At 34.9% G+C, this 17512-nt stretch carries 19 protein-coding genes and 1 other annotated feature; all 19 genes read left to right on the top strand.

The annotated features are described in order from the left end of the window. Positions 1 to 4 precede the first annotated feature (4 nt). Positions 5 to 676 carry a deoxyribose-phosphate aldolase gene (gene deoC / locus ACXYMZ_RS03220; protein ID WP_458946924.1) on the top strand — a complete coding sequence of 224 codons (672 nt, stop codon included), beginning with the start codon at positions 5 to 7 and terminating at the stop codon, positions 674 to 676. Between the two features lie 125 nt (positions 677 to 801). Then, positions 802 to 978, top strand: coding sequence for a 30S ribosomal protein S21 (gene rpsU, locus ACXYMZ_RS03225; protein WP_019377991.1), 177 nt, complete (start codon positions 802 to 804; stop codon positions 976 to 978). A 16-nt stretch (positions 979 to 994) separates the two neighbouring features. Further along, positions 995 to 1441 carry a GatB/YqeY domain-containing protein gene (locus ACXYMZ_RS03230; protein WP_458946925.1) on the top strand — a complete coding sequence of 149 codons (447 nt, stop codon included), beginning with the start codon at positions 995 to 997 and terminating at the stop codon, positions 1439 to 1441. Between the two features lie 217 nt (positions 1442 to 1658). Next, positions 1659 to 2984, top strand: a complete 1326-nt coding sequence (locus ACXYMZ_RS03235) for an NfeD family protein (protein WP_458947482.1) — start codon at positions 1659 to 1661, stop codon at positions 2982 to 2984. A 30-nt stretch (positions 2985 to 3014) separates the two neighbouring features. Then, positions 3015 to 4001, top strand: a complete 987-nt coding sequence (floA, locus tag ACXYMZ_RS03240; RefSeq protein ID WP_458946926.1) for a flotillin-like protein FloA — start codon at positions 3015 to 3017, stop codon at positions 3999 to 4001. 36 nt (positions 4002 to 4037) lie between these two features. Then, positions 4038 to 4607, top strand: a complete 570-nt coding sequence (locus ACXYMZ_RS03245) for a hypothetical protein (RefSeq protein ID WP_458946927.1) — start codon at positions 4038 to 4040, stop codon at positions 4605 to 4607. Positions 4608 to 4719: 112 nt separating this feature from the next. Beyond that, entirely contained in the window at positions 4720 to 5001 is a 282-nt protein-coding gene (yqfC, locus tag ACXYMZ_RS03250; RefSeq protein ID WP_458946928.1) for a sporulation protein YqfC, read from the top strand. Positions 5002 to 5021: 20 nt separating this feature from the next. Further along, positions 5022 to 6230: a sporulation protein YqfD gene (gene yqfD / locus ACXYMZ_RS03255; protein WP_458946929.1), complete on the top strand. Its 1209-nt coding sequence runs from the start codon at positions 5022 to 5024 to the stop codon at positions 6228 to 6230. Positions 6231 to 6232: 2 nt separating this feature from the next. Further along, a complete protein-coding gene (locus ACXYMZ_RS03260) occupies positions 6233 to 7201 on the top strand; it encodes a PhoH family protein (protein ID WP_458946930.1) in 969 nt (322 codons plus the stop codon). A gap of 54 nt (positions 7202 to 7255) precedes the next feature. Beyond that, positions 7256 to 9412 carry an HD family phosphohydrolase gene (locus ACXYMZ_RS03265; RefSeq protein WP_458946931.1) on the top strand — a complete coding sequence of 719 codons (2157 nt, stop codon included), beginning with the start codon at positions 7256 to 7258 and terminating at the stop codon, positions 9410 to 9412. Then, positions 9413 to 9877 carry an rRNA maturation RNase YbeY gene (gene ybeY, locus ACXYMZ_RS03270; RefSeq protein WP_458946932.1) on the top strand — a complete coding sequence of 155 codons (465 nt, stop codon included), beginning with the start codon at positions 9413 to 9415 and terminating at the stop codon, positions 9875 to 9877. Then, entirely contained in the window at positions 9855 to 10220 is a 366-nt protein-coding gene (locus tag ACXYMZ_RS03275; protein WP_458946933.1) for a diacylglycerol kinase family protein, read from the top strand. The genes ybeY and ACXYMZ_RS03275 overlap by 23 nt, the downstream gene beginning before the upstream one ends. Before the next feature lie 553 nt (positions 10221 to 10773). Further along, on the top strand, positions 10774 to 11676 hold the full coding sequence (gene era / locus ACXYMZ_RS03280) for a GTPase Era (protein ID WP_458946934.1): 903 nt from the start codon (positions 10774 to 10776) through the stop codon (positions 11674 to 11676). A gap of 96 nt (positions 11677 to 11772) precedes the next feature. Further along, entirely contained in the window at positions 11773 to 11931 is a 159-nt protein-coding gene (locus ACXYMZ_RS03285; protein WP_458946935.1) for a YqzL family protein, read from the top strand. Between the two features lie 16 nt (positions 11932 to 11947). Continuing rightward, positions 11948 to 12697 (top strand): DNA repair protein RecO, encoded by a 750-nt coding sequence (gene recO, locus ACXYMZ_RS03290; protein WP_458946936.1) that lies wholly within the window; start codon positions 11948 to 11950, stop codon positions 12695 to 12697. Between the two features lie 53 nt (positions 12698 to 12750). Beyond that, positions 12751 to 12924: a binding site (T-box leader), on the top strand. A 67-nt stretch (positions 12925 to 12991) separates the two neighbouring features. Further along, positions 12992 to 13876, top strand: a complete 885-nt coding sequence (gene glyQ / locus ACXYMZ_RS03295; RefSeq protein ID WP_458946937.1) for a glycine--tRNA ligase subunit alpha — start codon at positions 12992 to 12994, stop codon at positions 13874 to 13876. Next, the gene (gene glyS / locus ACXYMZ_RS03300; RefSeq protein ID WP_458946938.1) at positions 13869 to 15950 is read left to right on the top strand and encodes a glycine--tRNA ligase subunit beta; all 2082 of its coding nucleotides are present in this window, start codon (positions 13869 to 13871) and stop codon (positions 15948 to 15950) included. Before glyQ ends, glyS begins: the two co-directional genes overlap by 8 nt. Before the next feature lie 85 nt (positions 15951 to 16035). After that, positions 16036 to 16665 (top strand): helix-turn-helix transcriptional regulator, encoded by a 630-nt coding sequence (locus ACXYMZ_RS03305; RefSeq protein WP_458946939.1) that lies wholly within the window; start codon positions 16036 to 16038, stop codon positions 16663 to 16665. Between the two features lie 20 nt (positions 16666 to 16685). After that, positions 16686 to 17489 carry a pyruvate, water dikinase regulatory protein gene (locus ACXYMZ_RS03310; protein WP_458946940.1) on the top strand — a complete coding sequence of 268 codons (804 nt, stop codon included), beginning with the start codon at positions 16686 to 16688 and terminating at the stop codon, positions 17487 to 17489. Positions 17490 to 17512 lie beyond the last annotated feature (23 nt).

Below are 17512 nucleotides of genomic sequence, written 5' to 3' on the forward strand. Positions count from 1 at the left end.
TAATATGTCGCAAGATTTAGCTAAATACATTGATCATACGCAATTAAAAGCAGACACAACAGAAGATGTTATAGAGAAGTTACTTGCTGAAGCGAAAGAATATGAGTTTGCTTCGGTATGTGTAAATCCAACTTGGGTTTCCAAATCTTATGAAGCTTTAAAAGATACCCCAGTAAAAGTATGTACTGTAATTGGGTTCCCACTTGGAGCTAATTCATCAGCTGTAAAAGCTTTTGAAGCAAAGCAAGCAATTGAAGACGGTGCTACAGAAGTTGATATGGTAATTAATATAGGTGCACTTAAAGCAGGAAATGATAAGCTTGTTCAAGAAGATATTAAAGCTGTAGTTGATGCTGCACGTGGGAAAGCAATTACGAAGGTTATTATTGAAACTGCGCTACTAACTGATGATGAAAAAGTTAGAGCATGTAAACTTGCAAAAGCAGCAGGAGCGGATTTTGTTAAAACATCTACTGGATTCTCAACAGGTGGAGCAACAGTTGAAGATGTGAAATTAATGCGTGAAACAGTCGGAGAAGAGCTTGGTGTTAAAGCTTCAGGAGGCATTCGTGATAAAGAAACAATGGAAGCAATGCTAGAAGCTGGGGCAAACCGAATTGGTGCAAGTGCTGGTGTTTCCATTGTTCAAGGTGTAGAAGGAAACGAATCTTATTAATTTCTATAAATATAATGAAATTTTAAGTTGACCAAAAGAATAGCTTATATTATAATTTAGTATACATATGAACATTTTCATATGTTTCTAATTTTGTTTTGTGCTTTGGAGGGAGGGAAAAAAGCATGTCAAATACAACTCGCGTACGTAAAAACGAGTCTCTTGAGGATGCTCTTCGTCGCTTCAAGCGTAGTGTATCAAAAAGTGGTACACTTCAAGAATATCGCAAGCGTGAACATTATGAAAAACCTAGCGTAAGACGTAAGAAGAAGTCTGAAGCAGCTAGAAAACGTAAATTCTAAAAGAGGGTGCAGTTTTATGACTTTACTTGAACAGTTGAATAAAAACATGGTTCAAGCAATGAAGAATAAAGATAAAGAAACCCTTGGCGTTATTCGTATGGTTAAAGCTTCGATACAAAATGAATCGATTAAGCTTAAGAAAGATCCTCTTTCTGAAGATGAAGAACTAACCATTCTATCAAGAGAATTAAAACAAAGAAAAGAGTCCCTCCAAGAATTTGATGCAGCTGGCCGTGAAGATCTTGTTGAGAAAGTTCAATCTGAAATTGATATCTTACAAGAATATATGCCTAAGCAACTTTCTAATGAAGAATTAGAAGAAATTGTGGAGCAAGTGATTCAAGAAGTAAATGCCAAATCTCTAAAAGATATGGGCAAAGTTATGGGCAAGGTTGTTCCTTTAACAAAAGGAAAAGCAGATGGCTCAAAAATTAGAGAAGTTGTAGAAAATAAATTAAATTAATTTTAGTAAAGTTTATGTTCTTTACGAGAGAAAATCTCCTTATATTAAATAAGGAGATTTTTTTATACTTTGTATTTCCATAGAAATCATTAGTATGGTAGTATCATAATTGTAAAAGTATGTTATATTTCAGTAATATTTTAAAACTAAATGAAACTTTTTCTTATGCACTCACGTATATATAGAGAATGAAAAAGGGGGGTGACTATATTTGTCTATGAAAAAAACTTTTCAATACATATTGTTCTCAATCACACTTATCATTATGATTTTTCCTAGTTTTTTTAATCCGACTACACATGCGGAAGGTACAGGTAAATTAGTTTATGTCATACCAATAGAGAAAGAAGTTGAACGCGGATTAGAAGCTTTTCTAAGACGTACAACTGAGGAAGCAGTGGAAGCAAGTGCTGATCATATTATCTTTGAAATAGATACACCTGGAGGTAGGGTTGATTCAGCCGGTGACATTGCTGAACTACTACAAAGTATTGAAACTCCTACTACTTCATTCATTGTGAATCGAGCATTATCTGCCGGTTCGTATATTGCTTTAAATACAGATAATATCTACTTTAAGCCTTTAGCTACAATGGGAGCAAGTGGTGTCATTACTGGTGATGGAAATGCTGCAGATGGAAAAGCACGCTCCGCTTGGTTAGCAGCAATGCGTAGTGCTGCAGAGTCACAAGATAGAGATCCTCTATATGCAGCTGCAATGGCTGATGAAACAATTGATCTTCCAGAGTATGGCGCCCCAAAAGGTGAGTTCTTAACATTGGGACCAAATGAAGCCTTAGAAATAGGATATGCAGAAGGAATAGTTAATCATCGAACAGAACTCCTTGCAGAACTAGGGCTAGCAAATGCAACCATAGTTGATACAGAACCTACTTTTGCAGAAGAAGTAGCAAGGTTTATTACTAGTCCAACTGTCATTCCTATTCTATTATCGATTGCGAGTATCGGTTTAATTGTTGAATTGTATTCTCCAGGATTTGGTGTTCCAGGAGCGATGGGGATTATCTCTTTATTACTTTTCTTCTATGGACATATTGTGGCAGGACTTGCAGGAATGGAAGCGATATTATTATTAATCGTAGGGATTGTCCTTATTGTTGCAGAGTTCTTTGTTCCAGGTGGGATTCTTGGATTTATTGGAATTGGAGCAATCATAGGCTCCTTATTCATGTCAGGTTATGATATTGGACATATGGCATTTAGTATTTCTCTAGCATTTATTGTTGCCGTAGTTTTAGCGGTAATTTTATACAAACGAGTAGGTTTAGATAAAGGAATGTTTAGGCATATTATATTAAAGGACCAAACGACAACAGAACTTGGCTATGTATCTTCTGTAAACCGCCTAGAGTTAATAGGACTTGAGGGTGAAGCACTCACTACATTGAGACCAGCAGGTGTAGGTATGTTTAATGATGAGCAGATAGATATTGTTACTGATGGTAGTTATATTAGTAAAGGTAGTAAAATTAAAGTTGTCAAAGTTGAGGGTGTACGAGTGGTTGTAAGAGAGATACAATAATAGATATAAAGAAAGAGGAGGAATTTTTTTATGATGGAATTAAACATTTTACCGATTATAATAATTGGGGTCATTTTGATTGCATTAGCAGTACTATTTACTTTTGTACCAGTAGCACTGTGGATTAGTGCAATTGCAGCGGGTGTTAAAGTTAGTATCTTTACGCTAATTGGGATGAGACTACGTCGAGTTATTCCTAGCCGTGTAATTAATCCTTTGATTAAAGCACATAAAGCAGGTATTAATGTAGGAAATAACCAACTAGAGAGTCACTATTTAGCTGGTGGTAATGTCGACAGGGTTGTGAATGCGTTAATCGCAGCACACCGTGCAAACATTGATTTACCGTTTGAAAGAGGAGCAGCAATTGACCTTGCTGGTCGTGACGTACTTGAAGCTGTTCAAATGAGTGTTAATCCAGAAGTAATTGAAACGCCATTTATCTCTGGTATTGCGATGGATGGTATTGAAGTGAAAGCAAAAGCTAGAATTACAGTACGTGCCAACATTGACCGTTTGGTCGGGGGTGCTGGTGAAGAAACAATCATTGCCCGTGTTGGTGAGGGTGTAGTAAGTACGATTGGTAGCGCTACTACACATGCTCAGGTACTAGAGAATCCAGATTCAATCTCTCATACTGTACTTGCTAAAGGTCTAGATGCAGGAACAGCTTTTGAAATTCTCTCGATAGATATTGCAGACGTTGATATAGGTAAAAATATTGGAGCCATTTTACAAACTGACCAAGCAGAAGCAGATAAAAATATTGCACAAGCTAAAGCTGAAGAACGTCGTGCAATGGCTGTGGCACTTGAACAAGAGATGGTTGCTCGTACGCAAGAAATGAGAGCGAAGGTTGTTGAAGCGGAAGCAGATGTACCACTTGCTTTAGCAGAAGCATTACGTTCAGGACATATGGGTGTTATGGATTATATGAACTATAAAAACATTGGTGCAGATACTGAAATGCGTGACACAATAGGTAAATTAACAGAAGAAAGTGATGACAACAATTAATAATAACTTCTTTGATTCCTGTAAAGGAGGGAAGTAATGGGTGGTTTAATTGATCTAATTTTAGATAATATATTTTTAGTCGTTTTAATCGTATCTGGGCTAATTGGTGTTTTATCTAAAAATAATGAAGAACAAAAGCAACAAGAACAGAAGAAACCGCAACAAAATCAAAAAAGACCAACTCCATCAACAACAGAGCAACGATCGCGAACAAGAACGCAATCTAGTTCAGCAGATCGAAGTAGAAAACCTGTCAGACGTCAAACGGTTCGTGGGTCTTCTTCGAAAGAGGAACTTGATAGAGGAACTTCTGCATCTATTGCTGCAGAACAACAAGCTCAAATGGAGAGTCTTGAGAGAAAGTACGGGATAGCTTCAAGTAATATTAGTGCGGAGGACCTATCACTAAATAATTTAGATTTAGGTGAGACACTACAACCACTTGATGTTTTATCAGAAGAACAAGAAAAACTTAAAAGAAATTTAAGAAGTAATTTACAAAGTAAGGGACTTATTAACGGTATCATTATGGCAGAAGTACTTGGGAAGCCAAGATCTTTAAATGGTTACCGAAGTCCAACATTAGATAGATATAAAAAACAATAACTTACCGTCTGTATTTTTTACTCATAAGAGTGAAGAATATAGACGGTTTTTTTATTGGTAAGGTCTTAAAGTATTGTCCCTCTCATAACAATATAATGAGGGGGAACAGCATGTGAAAAAATGGCATCTACATTTAAGAAATATGATTGTGCAGTCATTAGCACTACCTTCAGATATTTTACTCGAACTACCTCGTATCACAATGATTGGAAATGTCCACTTATATATTGAAAACCATAAAGGTTTAGAAGTGTATTCGGAAACGGAATTAAAATTAAAAACCTCTCAAGGCTTTATACAAATAACTGGTCATTCCTTTGTATTAAAACTAATGGTATCTGAAGAAATTTTATTAGAAGGTAAAGTCGAAGAAATAAAATATATAAAGGATTAATGGAGTTTGAGGAGGATAAAATGAAGGAGAAACAAGGTTCATTTATATTAGGAAACTTGACGATTCAACTAACCGGAGATAATGCTGAACAATTTTTAAATCAATGTGTCAATCATGGTATCTCCGTTTGGGATATCAAAAGGGTTGGCAAAAATAGCATTGAAGTAAAAATATATTTAAAAGATCTTCGTACTGTACGTCAAATAAGAAAGAAAAGTAGTATGAAAATAAAATTTAAACATAAGAGCGGCTTCCCATTTTTGAGAAACCGTATATTCCGCAATAAACCATTATTTTCTGGCCTAATAATCAGTCTATTTGTCCTCCTTCTACTCTCAAATACAATATGGAAAATAAATGTTGTTGGTGTTCCAAAAGAGCTAGAGACAAAAATAATTGAAAGTCTTCAACAGAATGGTGTTCATCCTGGCGCACTAAAAATTACGCTAGCCTCACCTAATCAAATACAACAAGATTTACTAAACGAGATTCCAGAGCTTCTTTGGGTTGGTGTAGATCAAAAAGGGACAACCTATCATTTAGAGGGAGTCGAAAAAGTAGTTGTTGAAGATGAGGTTTCACTAAGTCCTCGGCATCTAGTTGCCAATAAAAGTGGTGTTATTCAATATACTTACGTTGAAAGAGGACAACCTGTAGCAGAGATTAGTGATTTTGTTGAAAAAGGAGATTTACTCGTATCAGGTAGTATAGAAAGAACTCCGCAAAGTGCAGAAGATGAAGACACCGTCGAAAATGTTGCTGCAAAAGGGGAGATATGGGCAACGACATGGTATACTGCAGATGTTGTCGTACCACTTGAAATTGAACATAAAGAAATTACTGGGAATTATACGGAACGCCTGCAATTAAAAGTAGGTAATAAGCAATTCAAAATCTGGCCTTGGAAGAAACAAGGGTACACAGAACAGATTATTAATTCAGAAGAGAATGAATTAAAAATCCTTAAATATCAATTCCCGATATCAATTATTTCTGAGAGTATTGAAGAAGTTCAAATAAAGAAATTTGAAAGATCAAAAGAAGAAGCGATTAAAGTTGGTATTGAACAAGCAAAACAAAATTTATTAAGAGGGCTTGATAAAGGTGCAAAAATTCAGTCAGAAAAAATTTTGCATGAAACTAGCGACCATGGTAAAGTTAAACTAAGTTTATATATTACAGTATTAGAAAATATTGCACAGGAACAATTAATCATGCAAGGAGATTGAGTATGACTGAAAACCTCAAAGAAATTGATTTACAATTAGCAAGTCCTACAGAAGCATTATCCTTATTTGGTAATAATGATAAGAATATCAAGCAACTTGAGACACAATTAAATATAAATATTGTCTCACGCGGGGAAAAGATTCGGGTCTCTGGTCCAGTTGAATCCATCCAGCATGTAGAGGAGATTCTTTTTACAGCGCTTTCTTTAATTCGTAGAGGAATCTCTCTATCTGAACGGGATTTCGTATATGCTATAGAACTTGCAAAACGTGGCAATATCAATCAATTTGAAGCTTTATTTGAAGATGAGATTACGAAAAATGCCAAAGGGAAATCAATCCGAGTTAAAACGCTAGGCCAGAAAAAGTATGTAGCTAGCATTCGGGCAAAAGATTTGGTCTTTGGTATCGGGCCAGCTGGTACTGGTAAAACATATCTAGCTGTAGTTATGGCTGTTGATGCATTAAAAAAAGGGCATATTAAAAAAATTATACTAACTCGTCCTGCTGTTGAAGCTGGAGAAAGTCTTGGATTTTTACCTGGAGACCTAAAAGAAAAAGTTGATCCATATTTAAGACCACTTTATGATGCACTTCATGATGTATTAGGTGTAGAACATACAGCACGCTTAATTGAGCGAGAAACAATCGAAATAGCGCCATTAGCATATATGCGAGGGAGAACACTAGATAATGCATTTGTAATTCTTGATGAAGCCCAAAACACAACACCAGCGCAGATGAAAATGTTCTTAACAAGATTAGGGTTTGGAAGCAAGATGGTAATTACAGGGGATATTACGCAAATTGATTTACCAAAAGGCGTCAAATCTGGCTTAAGAATCGTTGAACAACTCTTACGTAATGTCGAAGGTCTTTCATTTACATATTTAGAAGGTTCGGATGTCGTTCGTCACCCACTGGTACAACGTATTATTCAAGCTTATGATAATGAAAACACTTCAGAATAAGGCCTAGAATTAGGTCTTATTCGTTGTTATATTCGAAAAAGGGGGAAGTTCTAAGTGAAAAAGAGATTTAGCTTCAATATAGAATCTTTTATAAAAAGTCGAGCGACTAGATTTTTAATTATATTAACTATTTTAATACAAGCTATTTTCTTCTTTTTCATCACAGTGAACAACGTTTATACGGAAACCTATGATTTAGAAAGATTCACAAATGCGAACACAACGATTAGGTCTCCCATCACAATTGAAAATGAAGTAGAGACAGAACGGAAAATTAGAGAAGCAGTTCAACAAGTTGAAGATCGTTATTTAATTTCAGAGCAAGTTAATAATGAGAGTTTGAGCCAGGCAGAAGAAATTTTTGATGCTATTTTAATACTAAATGAAGAAGTAAATACGGAGCAGACGGATGAGGAAGAAGAGTCTGAAGATGCCGAGGAAGTTCCAATCCTAACTAATGAAGAAAAAATTGATAGATTAAGGCAGATTCTCTCTGAAGAAATTGTTCAAGAGGCGAATGTGGAAGATGTCGCTGTACTTCTAAATGCGTCAAAAGATGAAATAGAAAGAGCAAAGCGCCTTTTTATGAATGCGGTACAGGAAGTAATGGAAGCTGGAGTTCGCACTGAAAATGTCCAGACAGCAAGATCATTAGTATTAGAAGAGATTAGGTATGCTTCCATCAATTCTGAAATTAAAGATGTTCTTTCTAATTTTACAGATTTCATAGTAACTGAGAATTCATTTTTTGATCTTGATGCGACGAATGAAGCTAGAAAACAAGCATCGAGTAATGTAGATCCTGAAATGATTAAAGCAGGAGAAATCATTGTTAGTGAAGGACAAATTATCACAAACGAAATCTATGAACAATTGAATCTTGTTGGTTTACTCGATGGACAAAGAAATGTGTTTCCTCTTTTCGGATTAATTATAATGGTACTTTTATTAAGCGGGATGATTGCTTATGAAATAAAAAACTATAGTAGGAAGCATAAATTAAATAAACGTATTTTACTAGCTATTTTGCTCATTAGTTTAATTGCAGGTGGATTAATGAAAGTAGTTAGTTTATATACAACAGATAGTAATCAACTGTTTATTATCATGCCTATAGCAATGGCATCACTTCTATTAAAAATCTTAATAAATGAACGGATTGCCATTGTAATGGCGGTTATTTATGCCATATTAGGTAGTGTTATCTTTAATGGATTGATTCCAGGAGCTCTAAATATCGAAGCAGCTATCTATTTCTTCCTGTCGCAATATGCAGCGATTATTTTCTTGGTGCATGTGAAGGATCGTCTAGGAATATTAAGAGCAGGAATGGGAATAACGGTAGTAAACATTTGTGTTGTATTATTATTTTTATTCTTGTCTTTTGAAAAATATACCTTTACAGATATGTTAACCCAATCTGTTTTTGCTTTTGCATCAGCTTTCATAGCAGTTGTCTTAACAATTGGTTTGTTGCCATTTTTTGAGACAGGGTTAGGAATTCTTTCCGACATAAAATTATTACAACTTTCCAGTCCTAATCATCCATTATTGAAAAAGTTACTTGTGGAAGCTCCAGGCACCTACCACCATTCTGTTATGGTTGCTAATATTAGTGAGACGGCATGTGAAGCGATTGGTGCAAATGGACTCCTAGCTAGAGTGGGTGCATACTATCATGACATAGGAAAAACAGTGCGACCACATTTCTTTATTGAAAATCAAATGGGAAGCAAGAACCCCCACGATTATATAGATCCAAAAGAGAGTGCTAAAATAATTATTAGCCATCCATATGATGGAGTAGAAATGCTTAAGAAATCTAATTTACCTGAGGAAATTATAGATATTGCCAAAACTCATCACGGAACATCCTTACTAAAGTTTTTCTATTTTAAAGAGAAGAAGGTTGATCCTGAGGTTAAGGAAAGTGAATTCCGTTATCCAGGTCCTAAACCACAAACGAAAGAAGCAGCTGTAATAAGTATTTGTGATTCAGTTGAGGCTGCGGTACGCTCTATGAATGAGCCTACAGAAGAAAAGATTGAAGAAATAGTTGCATCTATTATGAATGATCGTGTAGCAGATGGTCAATTGGATGAAAGTCCTCTTACCTTAATCGAATTAAAGGTTATCCAACGAACAATCTGTGAAACACTAAAAGGTATTTTTCATTCAAGAATTCAATATCCGCTAAAGGAGGAAAATTAAATGCATATCGATTTTCATGATAAAACAAACTCAGTCCCTACAGATTTTATTGATGTATTACAACGATTATTGGTTTTTGCAGGAAAGAAAGAAGGCGTTTCAGATGAAGCTGAAATGTCTGTTAACTTTGTTAATAATCGTGAAATTCAAGAACTAAATCGTAATTATCGCCAAAAAAACGAACCTACTGATGTCATATCATTTGCAATGCAAGAGTCGATGGATGGCGAAGTGAATTTTGATGAGCCAGACATGCCAATTCTGCTAGGAGATATCGTTATTTCAGTAGATAAAACAAAAGAGCAGGCAGAAGAATATGGGCACTCTATTGAGAGAGAGTTTGCGTTTTTAGCTATTCATGGATTCCTCCATTTGCTTGGTTACAATCATTTGAATGAAGAAGAAGAAAAAGAGATGTTTTCTAAACAAAATGAAATATTAAATGAGTTTGGCATTGAAAGATAAGAAGAAATGGATTGGTTTGCCAAATGCAAGCAGAGGAATCATAGCTGTAGCTAAATCGGAATGGAATTTTCGTTTTCATTTAATTGCCATGCTAACTGTAATCGTTTTTGGATTTCTTTTCCGATTATCCCCGTTTGAGTGGGTGGCTATCATCATTGTGATAGGTTTGGTACTCATTACCGAAATAATTAATACAGCAATAGAGAAAATTATTGATTATGTGAAACCAGAATTTCATCCAATCGCTGGATTTATTAAAGATGCAGCAGCAGGAGCGGTACTTATCAGTGCGATTGTATCTGTTATTGTCGGTATGCTCATTTTTTTACCGAAAATATTTTAAAAGCTAATTTCTAGAATAATTAAGAGACAGAAACAAAAGATCTTTTAGTAGGCTAAATGTTGAACAATGTATATTAATCGGAACTTTCATGTCCGGGATTGTTCGTATTTAAATTACTATTTAAACTTTTGTTGCTGTCTTTTTTAATTGCTTTGTTAAACTTCCCAATTGTTAGGAGAATAAACCCGCTTCGGAAATATACTCCGCTTTCCGCGGGCGGCTGGTGAGCTTCCTCGCACGCTTCGCGTACTGCGGGATCTCACCTATGCCTTTTTTCCCGCAGGAGTCTCCGTATATTTCCGAAGCTCATATAGTAATTCTATTTCTTAATCGATTAAGAATCAAAAATAAGCTTTAACAAGGCCTTTTATATTGAAATAGAACAGGTTAATTTTTTTCAAAATCAACTGAAATACAAAAAATGTTTATTTTCGCATCCTATGAGGAAATATGTAAATTAATATAAGGTTATTATAACTTTTGTCGAATGTATGAATCTGTCTAAAGTTTGTAGTATGATATGATTTAAGAAACACATCTTGGAGGATGAATTATGGAAGCAGAGTTTAAGTCAGGATTTATTTCAATTATTGGAAGACCTAACGTAGGGAAATCAACATTTTTAAACCATGTTATCGGTCAAAAAATATCAATTATGAGTGATAAAGCTCAAACGACAAGAAATAAAATACAGGGAGTTCTTACGAAGGATAATTATCAAATGGTCTTCATTGACACTCCTGGTATTCATAAGCCAAAGCACAAACTTGGTGACTTTATGATGAATGTAGCAGAAAACACATTGAATGAAGTAGATGTTGTGTTATTTATGATAAATGCCGATGAAGGTTTTGGTCGAGGCGATGAGTATATCATTGAACGATTAAAGAAAGTGAAGAGTCCTGTATTTCTAATTATTAATAAAATAGACCTTATCAGTCCAGAAAAGCTATTAGAAACGATTGCAGAATACAAAGACAAAGGTGAGTTTGAAGAAATTGTTCCCATTTCAGCTCTAGGAGGGAATAATGTAAATCATTTACTTGAGGTATTAGAAAGTCATTTACCTATAGGTCCTCAATATTATCCTGCTGACCAAGTGACAGATCATCCGGAAAGATTTATTATTACAGAGCTCATTCGAGAAAAAGCATTGCATATGACAAGAGAAGAAGTACCACACTCTATTGCCGTAATGATGGAAAATATGGAAAAGAGAAAAGATGGAACGATACTTATTCAAGCAACAATTATTACGGAAAGAGACTCGCAAAAAGGAATTGTTATTGGAAAGCAAGGTAAAATGTTGAAAAACATTGGAGTAGAAGCTAGGAAAGATATTGAAACATTATTAGGTTCAAAAGTGTATCTGGAGCTATGGGTTAAGGTAAAAAAGGATTGGAGAAACAAACAAAATCAGTTATATGAATTAGGATTTAGAAAAGATGAATATTAACTCTGGTAAATTTTAATACTTATTAATCATTCTATTTTTGGTCACGCTAAGTAATAGTTACATTTTCAAATAAAAAATAGAAAGGCGGGGTTTCTTGTGTTAGATACTACTTGGAAAGTGTTTACTCAAACAGGAAACATTGAAACCTATTTATTGCTAAAGGAAATGGAAAATGTAAGGCAGACTTCAGATTTAGATACTTCAAAAACAGAATCAAATATACATTACAATATAGAAGAAGTTTTTCAAAAGTGAAAAAGGGCTGAAGCAATTGCTGGAGAAAGTAGAAGGTATCATCATTAAAACAATTGACTATGGGGAAACAAACAAGATTGTTACTATTTTTAGTAAGCGTTTTGGTAAATTCACAGCGATGGCTAGAGGGGCAAAAAAACCTCGAAGCAGAATGGCATCTGTTGCTCAACCATTTATATTAGGTGAGTTTTTTGTCTATATGAATAGAGGCATGGGTACTTTACAACAAGGTGAGATCATTGATTCTTTTCGTAATATTCGAGAAGATATTGTAAAAACAGCATACACTGCTTATATAACAGAGCTTACAGAAAAATTGATTGAAGAAAAGACACCAGATTTAGAGTTATATGAACAATATTACTTAACATTAAAATGGATCGATGAAAATACAGAAAGCGAAATACCAATAATGATGTACGAGCTGAAGTTATTTACAAAGGGCGGGTTTGCTCCGATTCTTCATCAGTGTTCAAATTGTGGAGATCATACAGAACTGCTTAACTTTTCATTTGGTGAAGGTGGTATGCTTTGCTCAAGGTGTAAACATATTGATCCTGATGCAATTCTCTTAACGGCTACTCAAGTGAGGTTATTACAAATGTTTCAAAACGTTGGTCTTGATCAAGTTGGAAACATATCTGTGAAGGAAGAAAATAAACAATTCCTACGAACATTAATTGATGCTTATTATGAGCGTTTTGGCGGTTTTTATTTAAAATCCCGTAGATTTCTCAAACAACTTGATAAGCTTACTGGTGATTAGGCTTTTATTTGACATAATAAAAGTTCTGAAGTATGATTTTTAAAGATGAATATATAGTTGCGTAGAAGGAAAAGAGTACTTATTTAAATTTCGTTTAAAGAGAATTCAGTATGGTGGGAGCTGAATAACGATTAAATAAGGAAAGGCATTCTGGAGCAATTTTCACTAAAGTGACTCTTATATAAGAGTAAGTAGGGTGGAACCGCGGATTATTAACCGTCCCTATGTTTGGGTAATCTCAAGCATAGAGATGGTTTTTTTGTTTCTATGTAAATATAAAGTGGAGGTAAAATAATGAATATCCAAGAAATGATTTTAACCTTGCAAAAGCATTGGTCAGAGCAGAATTGTATCTTAGTTCAAGCTTATGACACTGAAAAGGGTGCAGGGACAATGTCACCGATGACTCTCTTACGTAGTCTTGGTCCAGAGCCGTGGAATGTGGCGTATGTAGAGCCTTCTAGAAGACCAGCTGATGGTAGATATGGTAATAACCCAAATCGATTGTATCAGCACCATCAATTCCAAGTAGTGATGAAGCCTAGTCCTGATAACATTCAGGAACTTTATTTGCAGTCTTTAGAGAAAATAGGAATTAATCCATTAGAACATGATATACGTTTTGTCGAAGATAATTGGGAAAACCCAACACTTGGTGCAGCCGGATTAGGTTGGGAAGTTTGGCTAGACGGAATGGAAGTAACCCAATTTACATATTTTCAGCAGATTGGTGGTTTGGAAGCAAACCCTGTTTCTGTTGAGTTAACTTATGGAGTAGAGAGATTGGCCTCGTATATTCAAGATAAAGAAAATGTATTTGATCTTGAATGGACAAATGGAGTTACTGTAGGTGATATCTTCTTCCAGCCGGAATATGAACACTCGAAATACACTTTCGAAAAGTCTGATACAGATATGCTATTCCAGTTATTTTCAATGTATGAAAACGAAGCAAAGCGAGCAATGGAAGCTAAACTAATTTTTCCGTCCTATGATTATGTATTGAAATGTTCACATACATTTAACCTTCTTGATGCAAGAGGAGTAATCTCAGTTACGGAACGGACAGGCTATATTACAAGAGTGAGAAATTTAGCTAGAAATATTGCAAAGGCATACATCGAAGAAAGAGAACGTTTAGGCTTTCCGATGTTAAAGAAGGAGGCTAACAATGGCTAAGAATGTTTTAATCGAAGTTGGTCTTGAAGAATTACCAGCACGATTTATCGACCAAGCAGAACAAAGCTTAAAAGAGAAAACAATGGATTGGCTGAATGAATCGCGAATAACTTTTGAAAGTATTGAGTCGTTCTCGACACCGCGACGATTAGCAATTGTTATTTCCGACCTTGCGGAGATGCAAGCAACACTTGAAGAGGAAGTAAGAGGGCCTGCACTTTCAATTGCTAAAGATGAAAATGGAAACTGGTCAAAAGCAGCGATTGGCTTTGCTAAGGGACAAGGGAAAACAGTCGAAGATTTACTGGAAAAAGAAGTAAATGGAAAAACATATGTATTTGTCAATAAAACGATTGAAGGCCAAGCAACAAAAGAATTGCTACCACATTTCAAAGACATTATTGAGTCGATTCCTTTTGCCAGCAGCATGCGTTGGGGCGAAGAAGCATTTCGTTATGCTAGGCCGATTAGATGGTTAACTGCAATTTATGGAGAAGAAATAATCCCATTTGAAATAGCTAATGTGAAAACAAGCAATATATCTTATGGACACCGTTATCTTGGAAGTGAAATGAAGATTAATAAAGCAACAGAGTACGAAACTCTATTAAAAGATAATTTTGTAATCGCTAATGCGAAAGAACGTGAAGCTTTAATCCTAAGTGGAATTCGAAACTTAGAAGAAGAACATGATTTACAAATTATCGTTGAACAAGATCTATTAGACGAAGTAAGAAATCTTGTGGAATACCCAACTGTTTTCATGGGATCTTTTGAAGACCATTTCTTACAATTACCATCTGAAGTCTTAATTATTTCTATGAAGGAACATCAACGATATTTCCCTGTAAGATCTAAAGACAATAAATTACTTCCACACTTCATCGGCGTACGTAATGGAGATTCACACGCACTTGATAATGTTGTAAGGGGTAATGAAAAAGTTTTAAGAGCACGTCTTGCGGATGCAGAATTTTTCTTTGAAGAAGATCAAAAACAACCTCTAGAGAATCACTTAGCAAAACTTAATCGGGTGGTATTCCAAGAAAAATTAGGAACATTAGCTGAAAAAGTGGAAAGAGTACGATTAATTGGAGGCCAAATATCAGAAAAACTTACATTAGGTGATGAAACAGGCCAACTAATTAGTAGAGCTGCTGTCATTAGTAAATTTGATTTAATGACAAACATGGTTGATGAGTTTCCTGAATTACAAGGTGTAATTGGTGAAATTTATGCCAAGAATTATGAAGAGAACGATGAGGTTTCTACTGCCATTAGAGAGCAATACTTACCGAAGCAAGCAAATAGTGAATTACCACAAACTGTTACGGGGACAGTTTTAAGTATCGCAGATAAGGTAGATACAATTGTTGGAATCCTATCAGTTGGACTAATTCCTAGTGGGTCTCAAGATCCATATGCACTGAGAAGACAAGCAACAGGAGTGATCCGTATGTTGCAAAATAAAGAATGGGATATTTCTTTAGAGGATATTTTACAAATTGCCACTGAAGTATATTCCGAGAAAAATATCGACCTGAATTCTGATACAATGGATAAAATTCATGACTTCTTTAAACAGCGTGTCGCATATATTCTAAAAGAGCAAGATGTAGAAAACGATATATTTAAAGCAGTTACAGTAAACGAAATAGGAAACGTACGTTATTTAATTGAAAAAGCAAAACTGTTATCAGCAAAAAGAAAAGATAGTGATTTTAAAGAAAAAGAAGAAGCTTTGGTCAGAGTGTTAAATCTGTCAAGTAAAGCTGAAGAATCTACTATTCAAGAAGATTTGTTTGAAACAGATTCAGAAAAAGCATTATATGAACAATTGCTTGGTTCAAAAACAGCATTTGTGAATTATGATAACAATTTACAAGCGGAACCTGCATTTAATCAATTGGAAAATTTAGCAGTTCCAATCCATGCTTTCTTTGAGAACAATATGGTGATGGCAGACAACGAAGCAATTAAGAACAATCGATTGGCTCTAATATTTGAGATATCAAAACTAATTAAAGCATTTGCTGATTTATCTCTGATTGAATGGAAACAAAGTTTTAATTAAATAGTATATCCTAATTACTATTTACCACTATATAGTGTATAATATATAAAAATTAGTATGTCACTTTAATTAGGTGGTGAATGGTGTGGAATTGTCGGATCGTCAAGAACAAATCATAGAAATAGTGAAGCCAAACGGACCAATTACTGGAGAAAAGATTGCAGAACAATTGGGTTTGACTAGAGCAACCTTACGTCCTGATTTGGCAATACTAACAATGGCTGGCTTCCTTGATGCTAGGCCAAGAGTGGGTTATTTCTATACAGGCAAGACTGGTTCGGAGTTACTCACAGATAATATTAAGAAAATGAAAGTCCGTGATTATCAACAAGTACCAGTTGCAGTTAGAGAAGATGCTTCTGTTTATGACGCAATTACAACTATTTTTCTAGAGGATGTTGGAACCTTATTTGTTGTAGATGATAAATCATGTCTAACAGGAGTTTTATCTAGAAAGGATTTATTGCGAGCAAGTATCGGCCAACAAGATTTAACAAATGTCCCAGTTCATATCATTATGACGAGGATGCCAAATATAACTGTATGCAGAAAAGAAGATTTACTTGTAGAAGTTGCTCAAAATTTAATTAATAAACAAATTGATGGGATACCGGTAGTAAAAGATACTGAAAACGGTATGGAAGTGATTGGGAGAATTACAAAGACTACTATGACTAAAGCTCTTGTTGAATTAATAGAAGAGAAACGGTTCTAAAAGTTACGAGGAGGAATAGTATGAGTACGCCAACAGTATATATTTTATCTGATTCTGTAGGGGAAACAGCAGAACTTGTAATGAAAGCTGGTTTGAGTCAGTTTAATAATGGTAACTATAAAATTAACCGAGTTCCATATGTAGAAGATAAAGAAACAATTGATGAATACTTACAAATTGCACAAGAATACGGTGCAATGATTGGGTTTACATTAGTAGACCCTGGCTTACGTAGTTACTTAAATCAACAAGCTAAAAATGCTAATATCATTGCAATTGATATTATGGGTCCTACTATTACAGCTATGGAAGAGTTTTTTGAAAAAGAACCTCGCTTAGAACCAGGACTAGTTCATAAACTTGATGAAGATTATTTTAAACGGGTGGAAGCAATAGAATTCGCTGTTAAATACGATGATGGACGCGATCCAAGAGGGATTGCTCGGGCAGACATTATTTTAGTAGGGGTTTCAAGAACGTCTAAAACTCCTTTATCACAATACCTTGCTAATAAACGGATTAAAGTGGCTAACGTACCAATCGTACCAGAACTTGATCCGCCTGAAGAGTTATTCATGGTTGACCCGAAGAAGTGTATCGGATTGCGAATTAGTGCCGAAAAACTAAACGAAATTCGTAAAGAGAGATTGAAAGCACTCGGGCTAGGTAACCAAGCAACTTATGCTACATTTAATCGGATCAATGAAGAACTAGAATATTTTAATAAAGTAGTCGATAGAATCGGTTGTGAAGTTATTGATGTCTCAAATAAAGCAGTTGAAGAAACAGCCAATATTATCTTACAAATGTTAAAAAACAAATAAAAAATATGTCAAATCGAATCTCT

This window comes from Oceanobacillus sp. CAU 1775, from assembly GCF_054482815.1.